Below are 19,442 nucleotides of genomic sequence, written 5' to 3' on the forward strand. Positions count from 1 at the left end.
CCGCAGGCATGGATCAGACCGATCTCGTGGTCATTGGGGCAGGCGTCGCCGGCCTGGCCGCCGCCACGCATGCCGCGCGCCGGGGCCTGGAGGTGCTGGTGATCGAGCGCGTGGGAGCCGGAGGCCAGGTCATGGCCGTGGAGCGCATCGCCAACTACCCGGACTACCCCGGGGGCATTGCCGGCTTCGAGCTTGGCCCCGCGCTCCAGGCGGTCGCGGAAGAGGCAGGCGTCCGGTTTCGGCTGGACTCCGTGACGCGGATCCAGGCCGCGGGTGCCGGCGCGCGCCTGGAGGTCCAGGGCGAGTCCGGCAGCATCATGGCGCGCGCCGTGCTGGTGGCCGCCGGCTCGTCGCGGCGCGCGCTCGGGGTGCCTGGCGAAGATGCGCTCGAGGGGCGCGGCGTATCGCACTGCGCCGCATGCGACGGTCCATTGTTTCGCGGCGAACCGGTGTGCGTGGTGGGAGGCGGCGATTCCGCGGTGGGCGAGGCCGTCGTGCTGGCACGATACGCCAGCGAGGTCACGCTGGTCTTCGAGGGCGAGGCGCCGCACGCCCAGGCTTATCTGATGGATGCGCTGAGCGAGTGCGGCAACGTGCGTCTGCTGCGGCGCGCCAGGGTGACCGCGATCGAGGGCGGCAACGGTGTCACCGGTGTTCGCATCCGTTCGGGAGCAGCGGAACAATCGGTACCGGTCTCTGGCGTTTTCATCTATGCGGGGTTGCGGGCCGCCAGCGGCTTCCTGGACGGTCTGGTGGAACTGGATGGGGCGGGCCGCGTCGTCTGCGGCCCGACAGGGCGCAGCTCGATCGCGGGCGTGTACGCGGCCGGCGACATCCGCGCCGGCATTCCCTACACCTTGGTGGCTGCACAGCAAAGCGGCACGTCGACCGCGATGGCTATCGTGCATGACCTGATATCAATCGGAGACCTTGCATGAGCGATCTCGTCATCGATCGGCGCCGGCTGTTGCTGGCGCTGGCGGGCACGGCCCTGGCCAGACCTTCCTTCGCGGCCGACTTTCCCGTGGAGGGCCGTCCGATCAGCCTGACCGTGGGTTATCCGGCGGGAGGCGGGACGGACATGCAGGCGCGACTGCTTGCGCGGTTCCTGAGCCCCAGTCTTGGCGTGCCCGTGGTCGTGGTGAACCGGCCAGGCGCCGGTACCATACTCGCGGCGACGGAGGTCGCCAGGGCGGTGCCCGACGGGCATACGCTGATGTATACGCCCAGTTCCACCATCGCACAGTTGCCACATACGGTGCGGGCCGCCCGCTACGATGCTTTCCGCGACTTCACGCCGGTGGCGCAGTGTGCGCTAGGCCCGACCGTGCTGGTGCTGCACAACTCCATTCCCGCAACCAATACGCGCGAGTTGGCGGCGTACGGCAAGGCCCATCCCGGTCAACTCAACTACGTGTCGCAAGGGATGGGCACCGCCGCGCACATCTTCGGCCAGATGCTGGCGCGCCAACTTCAGATCGACATGGTTCATGTGCCCTACAAGGGGGCCAACGACGTGGCCAAGGACTTCATCACGGGACGCGTGCACCTGCAGTTCGCGTCGTCCTCGGGGGCGGTGGCGCTGGCCAAGACCGGCAAGGTGAGACTGCTGGGCGTGGTCGCGCTCAAGCGCAGCGCGCTATTCCCCGGCCTGCCGACCATGGCCGAGATGGGCGTGCAGGGCATGGACATCGGCACCGAGCTGGGTTTGATCGGGCCGGCCGGCATGGCGCCGTCCACGGTGGCCCGGCTGGCCGAAGCCACGCGTGGCGTGATGGCCTTGCCGAATGTGCGAGAGGACTTCGTCAACAGCGGTGTCGAAGTCCAGTGGCTGAACGCGGCCGATTTCGCGCGCGACATTCGCGAGACCGATGGCCGCTGGAAGACGATGCTGGCCGCCATAGACTTCAAGATGGAATGACCGTGGCGGCCTTGGGCGCGTTGGCCAAGGCCGCCACACGGCCGCCTGCTAGTAGGACGCCGTATCCAGGCTGATCCAGCCCCGGACGTCGACGATACCCAGGCGGGCGTGGGTGCCCGAGGGCAGTTGGTCGCGCGTGCCACGGGAGATTTGCTGCTTGTCGATGACCGGCACGAACGGCACCGCGTCGGTGGCCGGCGGCGGAAACCAGCGCCCGAGGTTGCTTTTGTTTCGGGCCAGCCAGAGGGGTTGCACCGAGGCCTGGCGTGGTACGCCTTGCGGACGTGCCACACCAGCGGAGTCATTGTTCCCCAGGGCATTCAGGAATCCGGTGATGCGCAGTACGCCGGGTTTCGCGGCGTCCGACACGATCAGCAGGCCCCGTTGCAGGCGGCGCGGGTCGTCGGCGGGAACGTTGTCGTCGGGAGCGTCGTTGCGCAGGGTGACGGGGATCAGGAAGTTCTCGGGGGAGTCGACCGCGAAGCGCATGCCGTCCGGCAGCGCGGAGAAGTAGACGGGCGTGCCGGCGGCGTCCAGCCGGAACCAGCCTTGCATGAAGGCCGGATCGACGAGCTGGTCGACGGTGCCGTCCGTTAGCGGCTTGAGGGCGGTGATCCAGCCGGCGGCGTTCTGGACCGCGGCGAAGTCCTGGGCCACGAGTGCGCGGTTCACGGCGTTCAACGGCGCCTGGACCGAGGTCGGGGCCAGCGGGGTGCCGTCGTGCCAGTCGATGATGCCTACGGCGGGCAGCGGCAGCCGGGTGTTGTCGGTGCCGATGTCGGAATGCTGCCGGATGAAGGCGCGCTGGGTCTCGGAGACGAAGGACAGCGACGTGTAGGTCTTCGTGTCGGCCGAGGTCTCGGCCACGCGCTGGGGCAGGTAGAAGGTCAGGCCGGCGAGGTTGGAGAAGGCTGCCGTGTGTTTCTGATGAACCACCGCCTGTTCCAGGGCCTGCGTCAGCCGCTCCCGCTGCCCGTCGGCCAGCCTGAGGCTGCCCCAGCTGAACATGCCCAGGTCGACCAGTTCCGCGGGCCCGGCGGACAGCAGGACGGAGCCGAAGAGGAAGGCCCGGGCGCGCGCGTCGGCGATGTCGAGCCAGGTCTGCACCGGATCGGCGGTCAGTTGTCCGTTCAGCGTGGCGGCAATGTCCGCGAGCGCCGCGCCCACGCCGTCTATCCGGCCGAGGTCGATCAGCGACAGCGTGGCCTCGGCGTCGGCGTCGTCCTTCAATTGCTTGGCGATGAAGGCATCGACGATGGTGCGGCCGAAGGCCGCGGTGCTGTCGGTGGGAGAGCGGGTCAGGTGCGACAGCAGCGCGGCCCAGTCCTGGCCGGCGCCGGGTTCGAGTTCCTGAGATCCGATCATGTAGTCGGCGTAGGGAGCCATTGCCTGGGCGACTTCGACCGATCCCATCAGGCAGGCGTCGAAGCCGACCAGCGCGAGCTTGCGCCCGGCGGCCTGCGTGGCGAGGGCGATGGCGCTGCGTATGTCGTCCAGCGACAGGGAGTTGTGGGTGAAGGGATCGGACCCTATGCCGCGGTTGGGGCCGCCGCCGTGGTCCCATAGCACCAGCATGGTCCGCTCGGCCGGGTAGGCCTTCATGCCCCAGGACACGAAGTCCTGCAAGGTCTGGGCGCTGCCCATGTCCACGTTGCCCAGATCGTCCAGCACGTCGACCTGCTGGCCGCGCACGCGCTTGCGCTGGACGGTGCGCCAGCCGTCCTTGTCGGCGGCGCCGGTGGCCAGCACGACGTTGACCCGGTCGCTGGGCGCGACGCTCCGCATCTCGTCGATGTTGCCCGTGGCCGAGCCGTCCTCGCTTTCGAGATTGGTGCCCATCATGTAGACGAGCAGGGTGACGTCGGCCTTGGCGGCGGGCTGGCTGCCGGACCCCCCGCAACTGACGACGAGCAGGGCCAGCGCCGCGATGGCGAAGGCCGATCGCAGGCGGGCCGCCAAGAGGCGGAAAGCCGGGAAATCGGGGGCGAACATGCGACTATCCTCTTGTTGATTGTTTCGGAAGCATTTTGTAACACTATCCCAAGCAATCGGCGAGGTCTTAGCGTCTCGGGCGCGGCGCCTGCGCCATCGAGGCCCGTGCGTAGGCCACGAACGAAGCCAGGTAGTCGATCGAGGCATCGGCCTCGCGCGTGCCCAGGAAGATCTGCTTGGCGATGCCGTCCCTGCCCAGCTTCACGCTGGCCACGGGCATGCGGTCGGCGTATTCCTCGGCCAGCCAGCGCGGCAAGGCCGCCACCCCGCGGTTGCTGGCCACCATCTGCAGCATGATGTCTGTCGTTTCTATGGTCTTGTGACGGCGCGGCGCGACGCCGGCGGGGCGCAGGAACTGGTTGTAGATGTCCAGTCGGTCGGTCTCGACCGGATAGGTGATCAGCGTTTCGTCCACGAGCTGCTCGGGCTTGACGTAGCGCTGCGCCGCCAAGGGATGGTCTTCCCCCACGACCAGCACCTGTTCGTAGTCGAACACCGGATCGAAGCGCAGGCCGGGGCGCTTGAGCGGATCGGGCGTGACGAGTATGTCGATGTCGTAGCCGAACAGGGCGCCTATGCCGCCGAACTGGAAGCGCTGCTTGACGTCCACGTCCACGTCGGGCCAGCGCGCCAGATAGGGCGAAACCACTTTGAGCAGCCATTGGTAGCACGGGTGGCACTCCATGCCGATGCGCAGGGTGCCGCGTTCGCCCGCGGCGTACTGTTTCATGCGCGATTCGGCGTGCTCGAATTGCGGCAGCAGCCGCTCGGCAAGCGAGAGCAGGTACTGGCCGGCCTGGGTCAGCCGCAGGCTGCGGCCTTCGCGGTCCCAGATGGGCGTGCCGAGTTGCTGTTCGATCTTCTTGACGGTATGGCTGAGCGCGGACTGCGTCAGATGCAGCGTGCCGGCGGCCGCGGTCAGCGATCCCTGGCGATCGACTTCCCGGATGATGACGAGGTGTATGCGTTCGAGCATGGGGCGGCACTCGGAAATTGATGAATAAATATAATGGAACAATGAAATAATGCCATTTTATTTCATTGATCGATGCTCCTATGATGACTGCCTTCCCGCGTGGTTTCGCGCACTCATTCATCGGATGGCAGGTCATATGGTCACCACTCACAACCTTGGTTTTCCGCGCATAGGCGCCAAGCGCGAGCTGAAGTTCGGGCTCGAGCGGTACTGGAAGGGCGAGTCCGCGCGCGACGAACTGAAGGCGCTCGGTGCGCAGCTGCGCCAGTTGAACTGGGTCAGCCAGAAGGAGCTGGACCTGGCGCCCGTGGGCGATTTCGCGTTCTACGACCAGGTGCTCGACATGAGTTTCACGCTGGGCAATCTGCCCGCGCGCGTGCAAGATTTCCATGGCGATGCGCTGGACAACTACTTCCGCGTGGCGCGCGGCCGTTCGGCCGAATCCGCGGATGCGCACGCCGCCTGCTGCGGCGGGGTTGCCGCCGGCGAAATGACGAAGTGGTTCGACACGAACTACCACTACATCGTCCCGGAGTTCACGGTCGACACGACGTTCAGGCTGGACGCCTCGCGCTACGTCGAACAACTGGCCGAGGCCCGCGCCCAGGGCGTCAAGGCCAAGCCCGTCGTCATCGGTCCCGTTACTTACCTGTGGCTGGGTAAGGCCAAGGACGATTCCGACAAGCTCGCGCTGTTGCCGCGCCTCTTGCCGGCCTACGTCGAGCTGCTGGCCACGCTGGCCGCCCAGGGGGCCGAATGGGTGCAGATCGACGAGCCGGTGCTGGTCACTGAACTGGCCCCCGCCTGGCGCGAGGCCTTCCGCACCGCCTACGCCGCGTTCGCCGGCGGCCCGGCGAAGCTGCTGCTGGCTACGTACTTCGGCCAGCTCCAGGAGAACCTGCCGCTGGTGTGCGAGCTGCCCGTGCAGGGCGTGCACCTGGACGCGGTCAACGCGCGCGCCGAAGTCGAGCCGCTGATCGCCGGCCTGCCGGCCGATCGCGTGGTATCGCTGGGCGTGATCAACGGCCGCAACATCTGGAAGACCGACCTGAACGGCGTGCTGGACTGGCTGGCGCCGGTGGCCGCGCAACTGGGCGAACGCTTGTGGATCGCGCCGTCGTGCTCGCTGCTGCACGTGCCGGTGGACCTGGACAGCGAGCAGAAGCTGGATGCCGAGGTCAAGCCGTGGCTGGCCTTCGCGCTGCAGAAACTCGAAGAACTGAAGGTGCTGGCCGTCGCGCTGCGCGAGGGGCGCAGCGCCGCCCAGGCGGCGTTGCGTGCCAACCGCGACGCGATCGAGGCGCGGCGCGCGTCGCCGCGCGTGCACAATCCGGCCGTCAAGGAAGCCGTCGCCCGCCTGGCCGCCAATATGGGGCGCCGCCAGCACGCCTACGCCGAGCGGGCCGCGAAGCAGGCGGCTCTGTTGAAGCTGCCGGCCTTCCCGACCACGACCATCGGTTCGTTCCCGCAGACCGCCGAGATCCGCCTGGCGCGCAGCCAGTACAAGGCCGGCGCGCTGGACGAGGCCGGCTACCTGGCCGCCATGCGGGCCGAGATCGGCCGTAGCGTGCGCGAACAGGAAGTCCTGGGCCTGGACGTGCTGGTGCACGGCGAAGCCGAGCGCAACGACATGGTCGAATACTTCGGCGAACAGCTCGAAGGCTATGTGTTCAGCCAGTTCGGCTGGGTGCAGTCCTACGGGTCCCGCTGCGTGAAGCCGCCCATCCTGTTCGGCGACATCAGCCGCCCGGACCCGATGACCGTCGCCTGGATCAAGTACGCCCAGTCGCTGACCGACAAGCCGATGAAGGGCATGCTGACCGGACCGGTCACCATCCTGAACTGGTCCTTCGTACGCGACGACCAGCCGCGCTCGGTCTCGTGCTACCAGCTCGCGCTGGCCATCCGCGCAGAAGTCCTGGACCTGGAGCGTGCCGGCATCAGCGTGATTCAGATCGACGAGGCCGCGCTGCGCGAAGGCCTGCCGCTGCGCCGCGCGCAATGGCAGGAATACCTGGACTGGGCGGTGGAGTCCTTCCGCATCACCGCCAACGGCGTGCGCGACGAGACCCAGATCCACACCCACATGTGCTATTCGGAGTTCAACGACATCATCCAGGCCATCGCCGACATGGATGCGGACGTCATCACCATCGAGACCTCCCGTTCCGACATGGAACTGCTGGATGCGTTCGACGATTTCAAGTACCCGAACGAGATCGGGCCGGGCGTGTACGACATCCACTCGCCCAACATCCCGACCCAGGCGCACATCGTGCAACTGATGCGCAAGGCGGCCGAGCGCGTGCCGGCCGAGCGCCTGTGGGTCAATCCGGACTGCGGCCTGAAGACCCGCCAATGGGCCGAGGTCATCCCGGCGCTGACCAACATGGTGGCCGCCGCCCGGACCTTGCGCGGCGAAGCGAGCTAAGAACATGAGCCTGCCCTTGAACCCCCCGTTCCGCGCCGACCACGTCGGCAGCTTTCTGCGTCCCGCCTACCTGATCGAGGCGCGCGACCATCACGCCAAGGGCGAAATCACGGCTGATGAACTTCGGCGCGTCGAAGACCGAGCCATCGCCGAGATCGTCAAGTTCCAGGAAGACGTCGGCCTGAAAAGCATCACCGACGGCGAGTTCCGCCGGACCTACTTCCACGTCGATTTCCTGCGCCGGCTGGGCGGCGTGTCCAGCGGCGAGCCGGTCGCGGTGCAGCGGTCCGACGGCAAGACCGAACTCGCGCCGCCCGTCATCTCCGTGGTCGACAAGGTGCGACACGTGGCCGACATCCAGCGCGCCGATTTCGAATACCTGCAAGGCCGGTTGTCGCCCGGCAGCGTCGGCAAGGTAGCGATCCCATCGCCGACCATGCTGCACTTTCGCGGTGGCCGAGCCGGGATCAGCGCCCGGCACTATCCCGAGCTCGACCCCGACTTCTATGACGACGTCGCGCGCGCCTATGGCGACGAACTGAAGTCGCTGGCGGCGGCCGGCTGCCGCTACGTGCAGCTCGACGACACCAACCTGGCCTACCTGTGCGACGCCCGCATGCGCGCCGCCGCCACCGGCCGGGGCGACGACCCCGACGAACTGCCGCACCGCTACGCCCGGTTCATCAACAAGGTCGCGGCGCACAAGCCCGAAGGCATGGTCCTGGCCATCCATTTGTGCCGGGGCAACTTCAAGAGCACCTTCGCCGCCAGCGGCGGCTACGAACCGGTGGCCGAGGCCCTGCTGGCCGAGATGAACGTCGACGCCTATTTCCTCGAATACGACGACGACCGCAGCGGCGATTTCCGCCCGTTGCGCTTCCTGCCCAAGGGCAAGATCGCGGTGCTCGGCCTGGTCAGCACCAAGTTCGGCGAACTGGAGTCCAAGGACGACCTGAAGCGACGCATCGACGAAGCCGCGCGCCATGTGCCGCTGGAACAGCTTGCGCTGTCGCCGCAGTGCGGCTTCGCCAGTACGGTGCACGGCAATGACATCGCCGTGGCGGCCCAGCGGGACAAGCTCAGGCTGGTGCTGGAGACGGCGCGGGAGGTGTGGGGCGACGGCTGACGGCCGGGGCCGGACGCCGTCACTCCACCTGTGCCCCCGTCATCCTGATCACCTTGCTCCACCGCTCGCGCTCGCGCGCCAGGAAGGCCTGGGTCTGGGCGGAGTCGGTGCCGCCCGCCTGCAGATTGATGTCGGCCATGAGCTTGGCCAGCTCTGGGGTCTTGATGACCGCCGCGACGTCGCCCGACAGCTTGTCGACGACGGCCTGCGGGGTGCGGGGCGGCGCGACCATCGCGAACCAGGTGGTCGACACGAAGCCAGGCAACTGTTCCGACATGGCCGGCACATCCGGCAGCAGGGGATCGCGGCGCTCGCCGGCCACCGCCAGCGGCCGCAGCGTGCCGGCACGGATGTGCTGCAGCACCGAACTCAGCTCCACGAACATCATGTCCGTCTCGCCGCTGATCAGGCCGGTCAGCGCTGGTGAACTGCCCTTGTAGGGGACGTGCACGATATTGATGCCGGCCATGGACTTGAGCATCTCGGCGCTGAGGTGCGACGTGCTGCCATTGCCCTGCGAGGCGTAGTTCAGCTTGCCGGGCTCCTTGCGGGCCAGTTCGATCAGGGCCTGCACCGACTGGGCCTTCAGCCGCTTGCCGGTCACCAGCACGTTGGGCACGTCGGCGACGATGGAGATCGGCGCGAACTTCTCGGGTTCGTAGCCGACCTTGGCGTACAGGTCCTTGTTGATCGCCAGGGGGCCGGGCGAGGCGAACAGCAGGGTGTAGCCGTCCGGATCGGCACGGTAGACCATCTCGGCTCCGATGTTCCCGCCAGCCCCGCCATGGTTCTCGATCACGACAGGCTGGTTCCACTTGGCGAACAGCGCCTTGGCGACAGCGCGCGCCAGGACGTCCGTCGTGCCGCCAGGCGGATAGGGCACGATGAATTTCACCGGTTTGACCGGGTAGGTCTGGGCGTGGGCGGGAAGCGAACAGGCAAGAATGGCCGCTGACAGCAGCGGGACGAGCCAGGCCTTTTTCATTGTCTCTTTTCTCCTCGTTGTGGGCGGGATGTTAACGATCCGGACGCGCCGCCTTTCGCAGGACGGCACATTTCACCTCAGGCGGGCTTGCCGGACCACCCCGGCGGGTTGGTGGCCTTGACCCGGCGCGCATCCTTGACCAGTTCACGCACCGCGCCGGTCACCGGCAGCGACAGGCCCGCGGCATCGGCCATCATGGACACGATCTGCATGTCCTTCAGCGCCCACGTGAAACTGGTCTGCTCCCAGTCCTCCAGCGCCTGCGACTTGCCCGAGCTCATCATCAGCGCCTCGCGCAGGCTGGGCAGGTCGATGCCGGTGGATTCGGCGATGCGGCCGGCCTCGATCAGGCCGATGGAATTGATCCAGAGCAACAGGTTGTTCATGGCCTTGGCGACCTGGCCGTGGCCGACCTCGCCCAGGTGCACCATGTCGGAACAGAAGGTGCCGTAGACCTTGCGTCCCCGTTCCACGACCTCGGCGGAGCCGCCGAACAGCGCCAGCAGCTTGCCTTCGTCGGCGAACCATCGGCCGCGGCAGATCGGCGCGTCGAGCACGCCCACGCCGCGCTCGGCCGCCCGGGCCGCCAGTGCCTTGACGGTGTCGGGGGCAACGGTGGACGACACGGCCACCACCGCGCCGCGCGGCAGGGTCTCGAGCAATCCGCCCGGGCTCTGGGTGACCTGGTTCACCTCGGCGTCGTAGCCCACCCCCAGGATGACGAAGTCCACGTTCGCGCCCAGCTCGGCCGGCCCGGCGGCGGTCGCGGCGCCCAGCTCCCGGGTCTTGGCCAGATTGTCCGCGCTGATGTCGAAGGCGGTCACGGCATAGCCGTGCCGGACCAGGTGCTTGACCATGGGTTGGCCCATGCGGCCGGCACCGACGATGCCGACGCGTTCCTTGTTGCGGGTCATGGATGCCTCGCGTTGTCGAATGAAGAAGAAAGCGATTGCCCGTACTGTTCGCGCGCTGCCGTGGCCGATACATAGCCCTCGGCCACGTCGGCGGCCACCGCCGCGGGACTGCGCCTGGCCGGATCGCCGAAGCCGCCGCCGCCCGCGCTCTGCAGCACGAAGCGGTCACCGGCCTTGAGCTCGAAGCGGCCCGACTGCGTGGCCTCGTGCTGGGCGTCGGTGCCCGGGCGCAGGACGAAGCGGCTGCGGCTGCCTGCCGCACCGCCGTTCAGGCCGTTGGGCGCGTGGCGCGCGCGGTCGAAGCGCCGGATCACCACGGCGTCTTCCAGCAGCTCGTACTCGCGCTGGTAGCTCAGGCCGCCGCGCCACTGGCCGGCGCCGCCCGAATCCGCCACCAGTTCGAAGCGGCGGATGCGGCAGGGATTCTCCGACTCCAGGATCTCGATCGGCGTGATGTGCAGGTTGCTCAGGTGGGTGGCGGTGGCGGAGGCGCCGTCGTGTCCCATGCCGCCGCCGTAGGCCGAACCCATGATCTCGTATTGCAGGTTCGATTGGCCCTGCCGGCCGCGCGACCACAGGATGCCCAGCGCGCTGGACGAGCCGGCGTTGGCGGCGGCGCGTCCCGGATTGAAATGCGCCAGCGCCTCGATGATCACGTCCACCAGCTTCAGGTTGGTCATCTGGTAGTTCGACACTGGCGCGGGCGCCTCGGAATTGGTGACCGTGCGCGGCGCGTAGGTGAAGGTCAGCACGTCGCGCATGCCGTCGTTGAAGTGCAGGTGCGGCCCCAGGCTGCCCAGCAGCGAATAGAACACGCAGGCTTCGACCATGGGCGGGCGCAGATTGATCGGACCGCGCGCCTGGGGGCCGCTGTCCGAGAAGTCGAAGTGCGCCGAGCCGTCCTTGACCGTGATGGTCACCGCCAGGCGCACCGGCTTGTCGACGTCGATGCCGTCCGAGTCGAACAGGCCCTCGGCCGATGCGGTGCCGGCGGGCAGAGCCGCCAGCGCCGCGCGAAGCTCGTCGGCGGCGCCTTTCAGGATGGCGGCGAAGGCCGTGGTCAGCGTGTCGCTGCCGAAGCGTTCGCACAGCTCGGCCACCCGAGCCGCGCCCATCTTCGTGATGGCGATCTGTGCCCGGACGTCGCCGCGCACCAGCTCGGGTTGACGGCTGTTGGCCAGGATCAGGCGTTCGACGTCGGGCAGGGACTGGCCCGACGCGTGGATCTTCAGCGGCGGCAGCAGCAGGCCTTCCTGGTACATCTCGGTGGCGTTGGCCGAGGTCGAGCCCGGTACGGTGCCGCCCACGTCGGCCTTGTGGGCGATGGAGCCGGCGAATGCCACGATCTCGCCGCCGGAGAACACCGGCGCCACGAAGGCCATGTCCGACACGTGCGGCAGTCCGCCCTCGTAGGGGTGGTTGGACACGAACACGTCGCCGTCCTGGATGGCGCCGTTCTCGCCGCCGTCGTACAAAGCCCGGATGCGGCCCACCAGATGGCGGTACACCGGAGCGTGGAAGAACATGGGTGGGGCGACGATCAGGCGGCCCTCGCGGTCCAGGATCACGCAGCTGAAGTCGCGCGATTCGCGGATGATGGACGAGTAGCCCGACCGATAGAAATGGTAGTGCATTTCGTCGACCAGGCTGGCGACCTTGTTGCGCAGGATCTGGACGGTAATGGCATCCATCAGGCTTCTCCGTGTTCGAGCATCAGGTTGTGATAGCCATCGACGCGGCCGGTCCAGCCCGGCGGCACGATGGTCGTGGCGTCGAACTGTTCGACGATGGCGGGGCCGGCGATGACGGCGCCCACGTCCAGGCGATCGCGCTCGTAGACGGACGCGTCCAGCGCCTCCGGGCCGGCAAAGTAAAGCTGGCGCCGGCCTTTCAGCGCGTCGGCGGCCGGGCGCGGCGTGCCGCCCGGCTGCTCCCGCGGCTGGTACTTGGGTACCGCCACGCGCACGCGCAGGCGGTAGCTCACCACTTCCACCGGCCGGTTGGCCGCCGCATGCCCGTGGATCTGCGCATGCCGCTCGTCGAAGCGCTGCCGCGCCGCCGCCAGCGTGGCCGCATCCACCTGGTCCTGGTACAGGCCGTCGAGCGACGTACGCAGTTCATAGCCCTGGCCGGTGTAGCGCAAGTCCATCTCGCGCAGGAAACGGGCCGAACGCACGTCCATGTCCTCGGCGGCCAGTTCCTCGCGCGCCTTGTCCTCCAGTTGCCGGAATACCGATTCGACGTGCCCGGCTTCGAGGTCGGCCAGCGGCTTCAGGTCGGAGCGGATGTAGTCGTGGACCACGTCGGTGCACAGCAGGCCCAGCGCCGAGAACGCGCCCGGCCGGGGCGGCACCAGGATGTGGCGGATGCCCAGTTCCTCGGCCACCGCGGCCGCATGCACCGCGCCGGCCCCGCCGAAGGGCAGCAGCGTGAACGAGGTCAGGTCGACGCCGCGCCGGGCCGCGAACACGCGCACCTCGTCGGCCATGCGCATGTCGACGATGCGGCGGATGCCGACCGCTGCCTCGATCACCGTCATGCCCAGCGGCTGGGCGATGCGGCTTTCGATGGCCGCGTGCGAGGCCGCGACGTCCAGGCCTTGCGAGCCGCCCAGGAAGTAGTCGGGATTCAGGCAGCCGCACACCAGGTCGGCGTCGGTCACGGCCGGTTCGGTGCCGCCGCGTCCGTAGCAGGCCGGGCCGGGGGTGGCGCCGGCGCTGCGGGGGCCGATCGCCAGGAAGCCCGATCCGTCGACCCAGGCGATCGACCCGCCGCCGGCGGAGATGGTCGTCATGTCCAGCGCCGGCACGTCCACCTGGCGGCGGGCGATGCTGCCCTCGGTGACTTCCAGCGGAATGCCGCCTTCGATGAAGGCGATGTCGGCGCTGGTGCCGCCCATGTCCAGCGTCACCAGTCCGCGCTGCGCGTGCGATTCGGCCAGGTAGGCGCTGGCCTGGGCGCCGGCGGCGGGCCCGGACAACAGCGTATGGACCGTCTTGCCGCCGCCCACCGCGGCGGTGAACGGCATCACGCCGCCGTTGGATTGCATCAGGAAGCGCTGCTGCGTGCCCAGGCGGGACTCGTCCAGCCCCTTGTTCAGGTGGGCGATGTAGCGTACCAGGACCGGCTCCAGATAGGCGTTGAGCAAGGTGGTGGACAGCCGCGGCCATTCGCGGATGCGCGGCAGCACCTCGCTGGACAGCGATACGTGGACCTCGGGCCATACCTCATGGATCAGGCGGCGGGCGGTTTCCTCGTGGGCCGGGTTCATGAACGAGAACAGGAAACAGACGGCGATCGATTCGACGCCCGCCTCGCGCAGTTCGCGTGCCGCCTGCCGCACGGCGTCATGGTCCAGCGCCACGAGCACGTTGCCGGCATGGTCCGAACGCTCGGGAATTTCGCGCGTGAGCCGCTGCGGCGCGATGGGCTCGGGCTTGGCGTAGAAATAGTCGAACAGGTTGCCGTCACGCGCCTGGTTCTGCACTTCCTGTACGGCGCGGTAGCCCTGGGTGATCAGCAGGCCGACGCGGGCGCCGCGGGATTCCAGCAGCGCGTTGGTGGTGATGGTCGTGCCGTGCGCGAAGAATTCCATGCGGCGGACGTCCACGCCGCGTTCGACGAAGCGCGCCACGCCGTTCAGCACGCCCAGCGCCGGGTTCTCGGGGGTGCTGGAAACCTTTTCCACCATCAGTTCGCCGGTGGCCACGTCCAGCACCACCAGGTCGGTATGCGTGCCGCCTACGTCCACGCCCAGGCGATAGCGATGCACGGGAGCGTCCATCATTCCCCCGCCATCATCGAGGTCACGCCGCCGTCGACGAACAGCATGTCGCCAACGATGAAGTCCGAGTCCTCGGACACCATGAACAACACGGCGCGCGCCATGTCGAGCGGCACGCCCACGCGGCCGCGCAGGTTGACCACCGGCCGGGTGGGATCGAATTCGTCCTTGCCCACGGGCGAGCCGATCTTGTTCGGGATCACGGCATTGACGCGGATATCGTGCGGCGCCAGTTGGACCGCCAGCGCACGCGTCAGGTTGGCCACGCCGCCCTTGGCCGCGGCATAGGCCACGGCCCGCTTGCGGCCGTAGAAACCCGAGGTCGAGCCGACGTTGACGATGGCGCCCGGACGCTGCTGTTCCACCAGTTTCTTGGCGAAATAGCGGCTGAGCAGGAAAGGCCCGGTAAGCGTCACCGCGATCACGCGGTCCCAGTCTTCCTTGGTGATATCCAGCACGTGCTTGTTGTCGGAGATGGCCGCGTTGTTGACCAGGATGTCGGCCGCCTGCCCCCAGCGCTCGGCGACGGCATCGATCAAGCCGCGCACGTCGCTTTCGCTGGCGATGTCCACCACGAACTCGGCGGCATCGCCACCGGTCTTGCGGATGTCGGCGGCGACCCGGGCGCCGCGCCCGGCGTCCATGTCCACCACGGCGATGCGGGCGCCTTCGGCGGCCAGCAACCTGGCGGTTTCCTCGCCGATGTTGCGGCCGGCGCCGGTGATGATGGCGACTTTGCCTTCAAGCTTCATAAGGGTTCCTCGAACTTGGAGTGGAGCGGCGCATCGTCCGCGGGCAAGCCGGTGGCCTGCGGCCCGCGCGGGCCGCATCGATGCGCGATGGGATGGGGGCCGGGCCGGAGCCCGGAAGGGGCGACCTAGGCCGGCGGGAAGGGGGGCTGCATGGCTGTCTCGCTCTCGCTATGAGTTATTCTCGATAGCAGGCAATATATCGTCGCGTCATGAGAAGAAGAACGCCCCGACTGCAATTGTCTTTTTCAGTTTTTTCGCATGAAGCCGCCGGCCTCCGCGGCGCGCGCATTCCCCCGGCAAGGAGACGGAACATTGGACCGATGGGCAGAATTCGAACTGTTCGTGCAGATAGCCGAACTGGGTAGCCTGTCGAAAGCGGCCGAGGCGATCGACGTGTCGAACGCCACGGCCAGCCGTTACCTGGAGTCACTGGAACAGCGGCTGGGCGTGCGGCTGGTGGATCGCACCACGCGGCGCCTGGGCGTGACGGCCGCGGGCGAGGACTTCTACCATCAGTGCAAGCAGGCGCTGGGCACCATGCGCGAGGCCGAGGCCGCCATCAACGCGACGGCGCTGCATCCGTCGGGAACGCTGCGCATCACCAGCTCGGAACTCTTCTGCATGAAGCTGATCCTGCCGCTGCTGCCCGAGTTCATGGCGCTCTATCCCGAGGTGGACGTGCAACTGGTGTCGGCTAGCCGCTATTTCGATTTCATCGAAAGCGGCATCGACATCGCCATCCGCACCCGCGAATACGAGGTCGAATCCAACATCACCGTGCGCCGGCTGGCACGCACGCGCCGCGTCGTGGTGGCGTCACCCGCCTATCTGGCGCGCCATGGCACGCCGCGCACCATCGATGAACTGACGCAGCACAAGCTGCTGCTGTACAGCTACGTGCAGCATCCCAACGAACTGCATTTCTCGCGTGGCGGCGAGACGCAGGTGCTGAAGGTCAAGAGCCTGCTGGAAGCCAACGACGGCCTGCTGCTGCAGGTGGCCGCGCTCGATGGCATGGGCATCCTGATCCAGCCCATGTATGCCGTGTACGACGATTTGTGCGAAGGCCGGCTGGTGCCGCTGCTGGAGGATTGGGAACTGCCGCTGCTGTCGATCAACATCGCCTACCAGACGCGCAAGCACCTGCCGGCCAAGGTGCGGGCCTTCATCGACTTCATGTCCCGCCATTTCGAGCAGAACGCCAACGAGCGAAAATGGATGTCGCGTTAGGGCGCGGCGGGGCGTTACGGCAGGGCGGTGGCCAGTCCGAAGTCCGTGCGCCAGACGCGCTCCAGCGCGGCCAGGGCCGAGCCGGGCAGGGGGCCGGCGTCGGACGCTGCGGCGATCTCCTCCAGTTGCTCCATGGCCGAGAATCCCCCCAGCGCCGTGCTGACCCCAGGGTGCGACAGCACGAAGCGGAAGGCCGCCTGTGCCAGGGTGCCGCCGGTGTCCGCCGCCAGGAAGCGCAGACTGCGCGCCCGCTCCATGTTCAGCCGTACCGCCTCGGCCGCGGGGTCGACCGTTCGCGCCACCGGGTGGCGCGGGCGCCCCGCGGCGCTGTCCTCGCTCAGGAAGCCGCCCGCCAGCACGCTGTAGATGGCGGCGCCGACATCCGCCCCGCGCGCATGGCACAGCACGCCGCCGCCGTCGCGCGCCACATTCAGGCCAGGGGGCGGGGCCTGGCCGGCCGTCGGGTTGAGCAGGGTATAGGGAACGTTGATCATTCCGAACATCCCGGTCTGGAACAACCTTTGGGCCACGTTCACGTCGTCGCCGCGGCAGACGAAGCCCGCGTGGCGCACCTTGCCGTCGCGCAGTAGCCGAGCCAGGCCATCCAGGACGCCGCCGTCGCGCAGATAATCATCGATGCCCAACCGGGCGTAATAGACGCCTTCCATCGCCGGCGCCTCGTGCCACGGGGCATTGTGGATCTGCAGCACGTCCAGCGCATCGACTCCCAGCCGGCGCAGGCTGTCTTCCGTGGATCGCACGACATGGCCGGCGATGTCGTCCAGGTCCGCGCGGCGGATCTCCACCTTCGAGCACAGCAGCGGGCGTGCGCCCGCCGCTTTCAGCGCGCGGCCCAGGTTGCGTTCGGCCGCGCCGTCGCCGTAATCGGGCGCATTGTCGAAATAATTAACGCCCAGTTCCAGCGCCCGTGCCACGATGCGGGCCTGCTCGGCCGCCGTGCCGCGCAACATCAGCCCGGCGTTGCCGCCGCAGCCGAAGCCGATCTCGGACACCGCGAGGCCGGTGCGGCCCATGCGCCGGTATCGCATCATGTCGCTCCACGCCGCAGCGCGCAGCGATGCAGATAGTCGAAATTGATGCCGAACTGCGCGGGCCGGTTCAGCTTGTCGTGCAGCTTCATCACGTCGTCGGCCGGAAACTCCTCGCATAGCTGGGCGCCGCCGGCCTCGGCCAGGAGCTGGATGGTGCAGGCCTCGTCCAGCATCAGCGCCAGCACCACGGTTTCCTGCACGCTGCGCGAGGCGATCGCCATCCCGTGGTGGCGCATCAGCACCGCCTTGCAGGGGCCGAGCGCGGCGGCCACGTCGGCCCCCATCTCGGGTGTGCGGACCAGGTCGATGCTGCCGGTGTAGACAGGCACGCCCTCGGCGAAGACGGCGCCCGGCTGGCTGATGGGCCGCAGCTTGCGCCCCGTGGCCGTGAATGCCACTACCTGGGCAGGGTGCGCGTGCAGGACGCTCTCCACGTCGGGCCGGGCGCGGTAGATCTCCGAATGGATGAACACCTCGCTGTGGCGGCCGGCGTGGCCCGCCACCTTGCGACCCTCCAGGTCGCAGGTGACGATGTTGTCCATCGTCATTTCGTCGAAGCCGAAGCCGTGGGGCTTCATCAGGAACAGCGAGGGATCGCCGGGCACGCGCACCGAGATGTGGCCGCGCGTCATATCGCCCTGCCCATGGGCGGCCAGCACCCGGCCGGCGGCGATCAGGGTCTGCTTGGCCTGATCCAGCGGAGTCAGGGCCGCGTCTTCTCCGGACAGCCGTGCGGGCGCGCTCACTGGACTACCCTCCTGTCGCTGCGCGACATCCTCCCCGGGGGAGGTCGCGCGCCCTTCGGGCGGCCGTGCGGGCGCGCTCATGCCGAGACCACCGTGTCGCCGGCCCGGCGCAGTTCGAATTCCTCGATCGCGCGATGCAGTTCTTTCACGGTTTCGATCAGCGGGCCGTAGCGGTCGGCGTCGTCGTTCGCGAACCCCTTGTGGTAGTACTTGCGAAAGCCGTGCTTGTTCAGCGTTTCGGGTTTGCTGTAGTCGGGCGGCGAGCCGGTCGGGTGGATCATGTCCGGGCTTTCGCGGAAGAAATTGATAGGCTCCTGGCCTTGCTCGACCCGTGTGATCTGTTCGTCCAGCTGGCGGCGCAGCACGATAATGGGCAGGTCGGTACGGCCGAGCAGCTCCGTGCTGCGATCCGCGATCGGGCCTTGCGCCACCCACACGATCGCATCCTGCGCCAGCACGTAGTCCAGGATGGGGCGGCCGTTCTCGTCGTGGGTGGGCGGCACGTAATAGGGCACCACATCCTGCCTGGGCGCCTCGACCCCCGGCGGCGCGGCGTAGACCTGATAGCAGATATGGTAGGTATGGGTATCGTCCATCGGCACGCGGATCTGGTATTCGCTGCGCGGCGCTCCCGTCTTGCCGGTCTGGGTATAGAACGGGAAGATGACCGTCGAGTGCTCCTGGTCCTTGTCGGCATCGGCGCCCAGTTCCTTCGAATAACGTATTCCCTTGCGGAAGCCGTGCTCGGACTGGCTGGCGTAGATTTCCTTGATGCCCACGCCCACGCGCTTGCGCTGGTGCAGCGTGTGCAGGCTGTCCGAGCTGCGCTCCTGCAGCTTGCCCCTGCGATTCAGCTCGTACTCGAACAGATGGCCGTGGGCCCACGCGCTATGGGTCGGGTCGCCCGTATTCTCCTGGCATTGCAGCCAGTTGCAGTCGATGACCGTGATGCCGATCTGGCGAATGGCATTGGGCCACACGAACATGTCCCAGCGCGGCAGCGCCGGCGCCGGCGACGGTCCCATGTAGGCGAACACCAGGCCGCCCAGTTCCTGCACCGGATAGGCCACCAGCTTGTGCTTGATCTCTTCGTGCGGACGCAGCTCCATGGGCCGCTCCGTGCATTTGCCCGACTGATCGAACAACCAGCCGTGATACGGGCAGCGCAGACCGTGCTCGTCGGGAATGCCGTACTTCAGGTCCACCTTGCGATGCAGGCAACGGTCTCCCACCAGGCCCATCTGGCCGCTCTTGTCGAGATACAGCACCAGATCCTCGCCCAGGATGCGCACCTTGCGCACGGGATCTTCCAGCAGTTGGGAATAGGGATAGATCGGGATCCAGTAGCGGCGCATCAGCTCGCCACAGGGGGTGCCGGGCCCGACCCGGGTCAGGCGTTCGTTCATCGCTTCGCTCAACATCTCTGGTCTCCTCGTGATAGCGGCAGTGCTTTCCGGATGCAGGCATTCTGGTCAGTGCCATGCGTTCTGTCAAGAAGAATAAATTCTGTTAGATAGAACGGTTGAGGCGAAA

15 protein-coding genes are annotated in these 19,442 nt (G+C 67.8%); 5 read left to right on the forward strand and 10 right to left on the reverse strand.

Features of this window, described 5'->3' with window-relative positions; translation table 11 throughout:
- Window positions 1–8: 8 nt before the first annotated feature.
- Both WKR98_RS22850 and WKR98_RS22855 read left to right on the forward strand, forming a co-directional pair.
- A complete protein-coding gene (locus tag WKR98_RS22850; protein WP_124690422.1) occupies window positions 9–938 on the forward strand; it encodes an NAD(P)/FAD-dependent oxidoreductase in 930 nt (309 codons plus the stop codon).
- Window positions 935–1,921: a Bug family tripartite tricarboxylate transporter substrate binding protein gene (locus WKR98_RS22855; protein WP_341434752.1), complete on the forward strand. Its 987-nt coding sequence runs from the start codon at window positions 935–937 to the stop codon at window positions 1,919–1,921. The genes WKR98_RS22850 and WKR98_RS22855 overlap by 4 nt, the downstream gene beginning before the upstream one ends.
- A gap of 48 nt (window positions 1,922–1,969) precedes the next feature.
- Here WKR98_RS22855 and WKR98_RS22860 read toward each other — a convergent pair whose 3' ends face one another.
- Both WKR98_RS22860 and WKR98_RS22865 read right to left on the reverse strand, forming a co-directional pair.
- Window positions 1,970–3,913, reverse strand: a complete 1,944-nt coding sequence (locus WKR98_RS22860; RefSeq protein ID WP_341434753.1) for a clostripain-related cysteine peptidase — start codon at window positions 3,911–3,913, stop codon at window positions 1,970–1,972.
- 67 nt (window positions 3,914–3,980) lie between these two features.
- Window positions 3,981–4,889, reverse strand: coding sequence for a LysR family transcriptional regulator (locus tag WKR98_RS22865; RefSeq protein WP_124690419.1), 909 nt, complete (start codon window positions 4,887–4,889; stop codon window positions 3,981–3,983).
- Between the two features lie 136 nt (window positions 4,890–5,025).
- Between WKR98_RS22865 and metE the strand changes: the two genes are divergently transcribed.
- Both metE and WKR98_RS22875 read left to right on the forward strand, forming a co-directional pair.
- Complete coding sequence (gene metE / locus WKR98_RS22870) at window positions 5,026–7,320, forward strand: 5-methyltetrahydropteroyltriglutamate--homocysteine S-methyltransferase (RefSeq protein ID WP_341434754.1); 2,295 nt, start codon at window positions 5,026–5,028, stop codon at window positions 7,318–7,320.
- A gap of 4 nt (window positions 7,321–7,324) precedes the next feature.
- The gene (locus WKR98_RS22875) at window positions 7,325–8,446 is read left to right on the forward strand and encodes a 5-methyltetrahydropteroyltriglutamate--homocysteine S-methyltransferase (RefSeq protein WP_341434755.1); all 1,122 of its coding nucleotides are present in this window, start codon (window positions 7,325–7,327) and stop codon (window positions 8,444–8,446) included.
- A gap of 19 nt (window positions 8,447–8,465) precedes the next feature.
- Here WKR98_RS22875 and WKR98_RS22880 read toward each other — a convergent pair whose 3' ends face one another.
- The 5 genes from WKR98_RS22880 to WKR98_RS22900 form a co-directional block, all read right to left on the reverse strand.
- Window positions 8,466–9,431: a Bug family tripartite tricarboxylate transporter substrate binding protein gene (locus WKR98_RS22880; protein ID WP_341434756.1), complete on the reverse strand. Its 966-nt coding sequence runs from the start codon at window positions 9,429–9,431 to the stop codon at window positions 8,466–8,468.
- Between the two features lie 77 nt (window positions 9,432–9,508).
- Window positions 9,509–10,345: an NAD(P)-dependent oxidoreductase gene (locus tag WKR98_RS22885; RefSeq protein ID WP_341434757.1), complete on the reverse strand. Its 837-nt coding sequence runs from the start codon at window positions 10,343–10,345 to the stop codon at window positions 9,509–9,511.
- Window positions 10,342–12,036, reverse strand: a complete 1,695-nt coding sequence (locus WKR98_RS22890; RefSeq protein ID WP_341434758.1) for a hydantoinase B/oxoprolinase family protein — start codon at window positions 12,034–12,036, stop codon at window positions 10,342–10,344. Before WKR98_RS22890 ends, WKR98_RS22885 begins: the two co-directional genes overlap by 4 nt.
- On the reverse strand, window positions 12,036–14,132 hold the full coding sequence (locus tag WKR98_RS22895; RefSeq protein WP_341434759.1) for a hydantoinase/oxoprolinase family protein: 2,097 nt from the start codon (window positions 14,130–14,132) through the stop codon (window positions 12,036–12,038). The genes WKR98_RS22890 and WKR98_RS22895 overlap by 1 nt, the downstream gene beginning before the upstream one ends.
- Window positions 14,129–14,881 (reverse strand): SDR family NAD(P)-dependent oxidoreductase, encoded by a 753-nt coding sequence (locus WKR98_RS22900; RefSeq protein WP_341434760.1) that lies wholly within the window; start codon window positions 14,879–14,881, stop codon window positions 14,129–14,131. The genes WKR98_RS22895 and WKR98_RS22900 overlap by 4 nt, the downstream gene beginning before the upstream one ends.
- A 312-nt stretch (window positions 14,882–15,193) precedes the next feature.
- Here WKR98_RS22900 and WKR98_RS22905 point away from each other — a divergent pair, with 312 nt between their 5' ends.
- Window positions 15,194–16,111: a LysR family transcriptional regulator gene (locus WKR98_RS22905; RefSeq protein ID WP_124690408.1), complete on the forward strand. Its 918-nt coding sequence runs from the start codon at window positions 15,194–15,196 to the stop codon at window positions 16,109–16,111.
- Between the two features lie 14 nt (window positions 16,112–16,125).
- Here WKR98_RS22905 and WKR98_RS22910 read toward each other — a convergent pair whose 3' ends face one another.
- The 3 genes from WKR98_RS22910 to WKR98_RS22920 all read right to left on the reverse strand — a co-directional run bounded on the left by WKR98_RS22910 (window position 16,126) and on the right by WKR98_RS22920 (window position 19,330).
- Window positions 16,126–17,163 (reverse strand): aldo/keto reductase, encoded by a 1,038-nt coding sequence (locus WKR98_RS22910; protein ID WP_341434761.1) that lies wholly within the window; start codon window positions 17,161–17,163, stop codon window positions 16,126–16,128.
- Window positions 17,160–17,909: a class II aldolase/adducin family protein gene (locus tag WKR98_RS22915; RefSeq protein WP_341434762.1), complete on the reverse strand. Its 750-nt coding sequence runs from the start codon at window positions 17,907–17,909 to the stop codon at window positions 17,160–17,162. The genes WKR98_RS22910 and WKR98_RS22915 overlap by 4 nt, the downstream gene beginning before the upstream one ends.
- Before the next feature lie 77 nt (window positions 17,910–17,986).
- A complete protein-coding gene (locus WKR98_RS22920) occupies window positions 17,987–19,330 on the reverse strand; it encodes a Rieske 2Fe-2S domain-containing protein (RefSeq protein ID WP_124690406.1) in 1,344 nt (447 codons plus the stop codon).
- Window positions 19,331–19,442: the final 112 nt, after the last annotated feature.

It is taken from the genome of Pigmentiphaga sp. YJ18 (assembly GCF_038066655.1).
Lineage (GTDB): Bacteria > Pseudomonadota > Gammaproteobacteria > Burkholderiales > Burkholderiaceae_B > Pigmentiphaga.

Bases quoted from the DNA above. Each gene is read 5' to 3' on its own strand.
- metE (WP_341434754.1), top strand. From the start codon at position 5,026: ATGGTCACCACTCACAACCTTGGTTTTCCGCGCATAGGCGCCAAGCGC.
- WKR98_RS22855 (WP_341434752.1), top strand. From the start codon at position 935: ATGAGCGATCTCGTCATCGATCGGCGCCGGCTGTTGCTGGCGCTGGCG.
- WKR98_RS22865 (WP_124690419.1), bottom strand. From the start codon at position 4,889: ATGCTCGAACGCATACACCTCGTCATCATCCGGGAAGTCGATCGCCAG.
- WKR98_RS22860 (WP_341434753.1), bottom strand. From the start codon at position 3,913: ATGTTCGCCCCCGATTTCCCGGCTTTCCGCCTCTTGGCGGCCCGCCTG.
- WKR98_RS22875 (WP_341434755.1), top strand. From the start codon at position 7,325: ATGAGCCTGCCCTTGAACCCCCCGTTCCGCGCCGACCACGTCGGCAGC.
- WKR98_RS22880 (WP_341434756.1), bottom strand. From the start codon at position 9,431: ATGAAAAAGGCCTGGCTCGTCCCGCTGCTGTCAGCGGCCATTCTTGCC.
- WKR98_RS22910 (WP_341434761.1), bottom strand. From the start codon at position 17,163: ATGATGCGATACCGGCGCATGGGCCGCACCGGCCTCGCGGTGTCCGAG.
- WKR98_RS22890 (WP_341434758.1), bottom strand. From the start codon at position 12,036: ATGGATGCCATTACCGTCCAGATCCTGCGCAACAAGGTCGCCAGCCTG.
- WKR98_RS22900 (WP_341434760.1), bottom strand. From the start codon at position 14,881: ATGAAGCTTGAAGGCAAAGTCGCCATCATCACCGGCGCCGGCCGCAAC.
- WKR98_RS22920 (WP_124690406.1), bottom strand. From the start codon at position 19,330: ATGTTGAGCGAAGCGATGAACGAACGCCTGACCCGGGTCGGGCCCGGC.
- WKR98_RS22895 (WP_341434759.1), bottom strand. From the start codon at position 14,132: ATGATGGACGCTCCCGTGCATCGCTATCGCCTGGGCGTGGACGTAGGC.
- WKR98_RS22885 (WP_341434757.1), bottom strand. From the start codon at position 10,345: ATGACCCGCAACAAGGAACGCGTCGGCATCGTCGGTGCCGGCCGCATG.
- WKR98_RS22850 (WP_124690422.1), top strand. From the start codon at position 9: ATGGATCAGACCGATCTCGTGGTCATTGGGGCAGGCGTCGCCGGCCTG.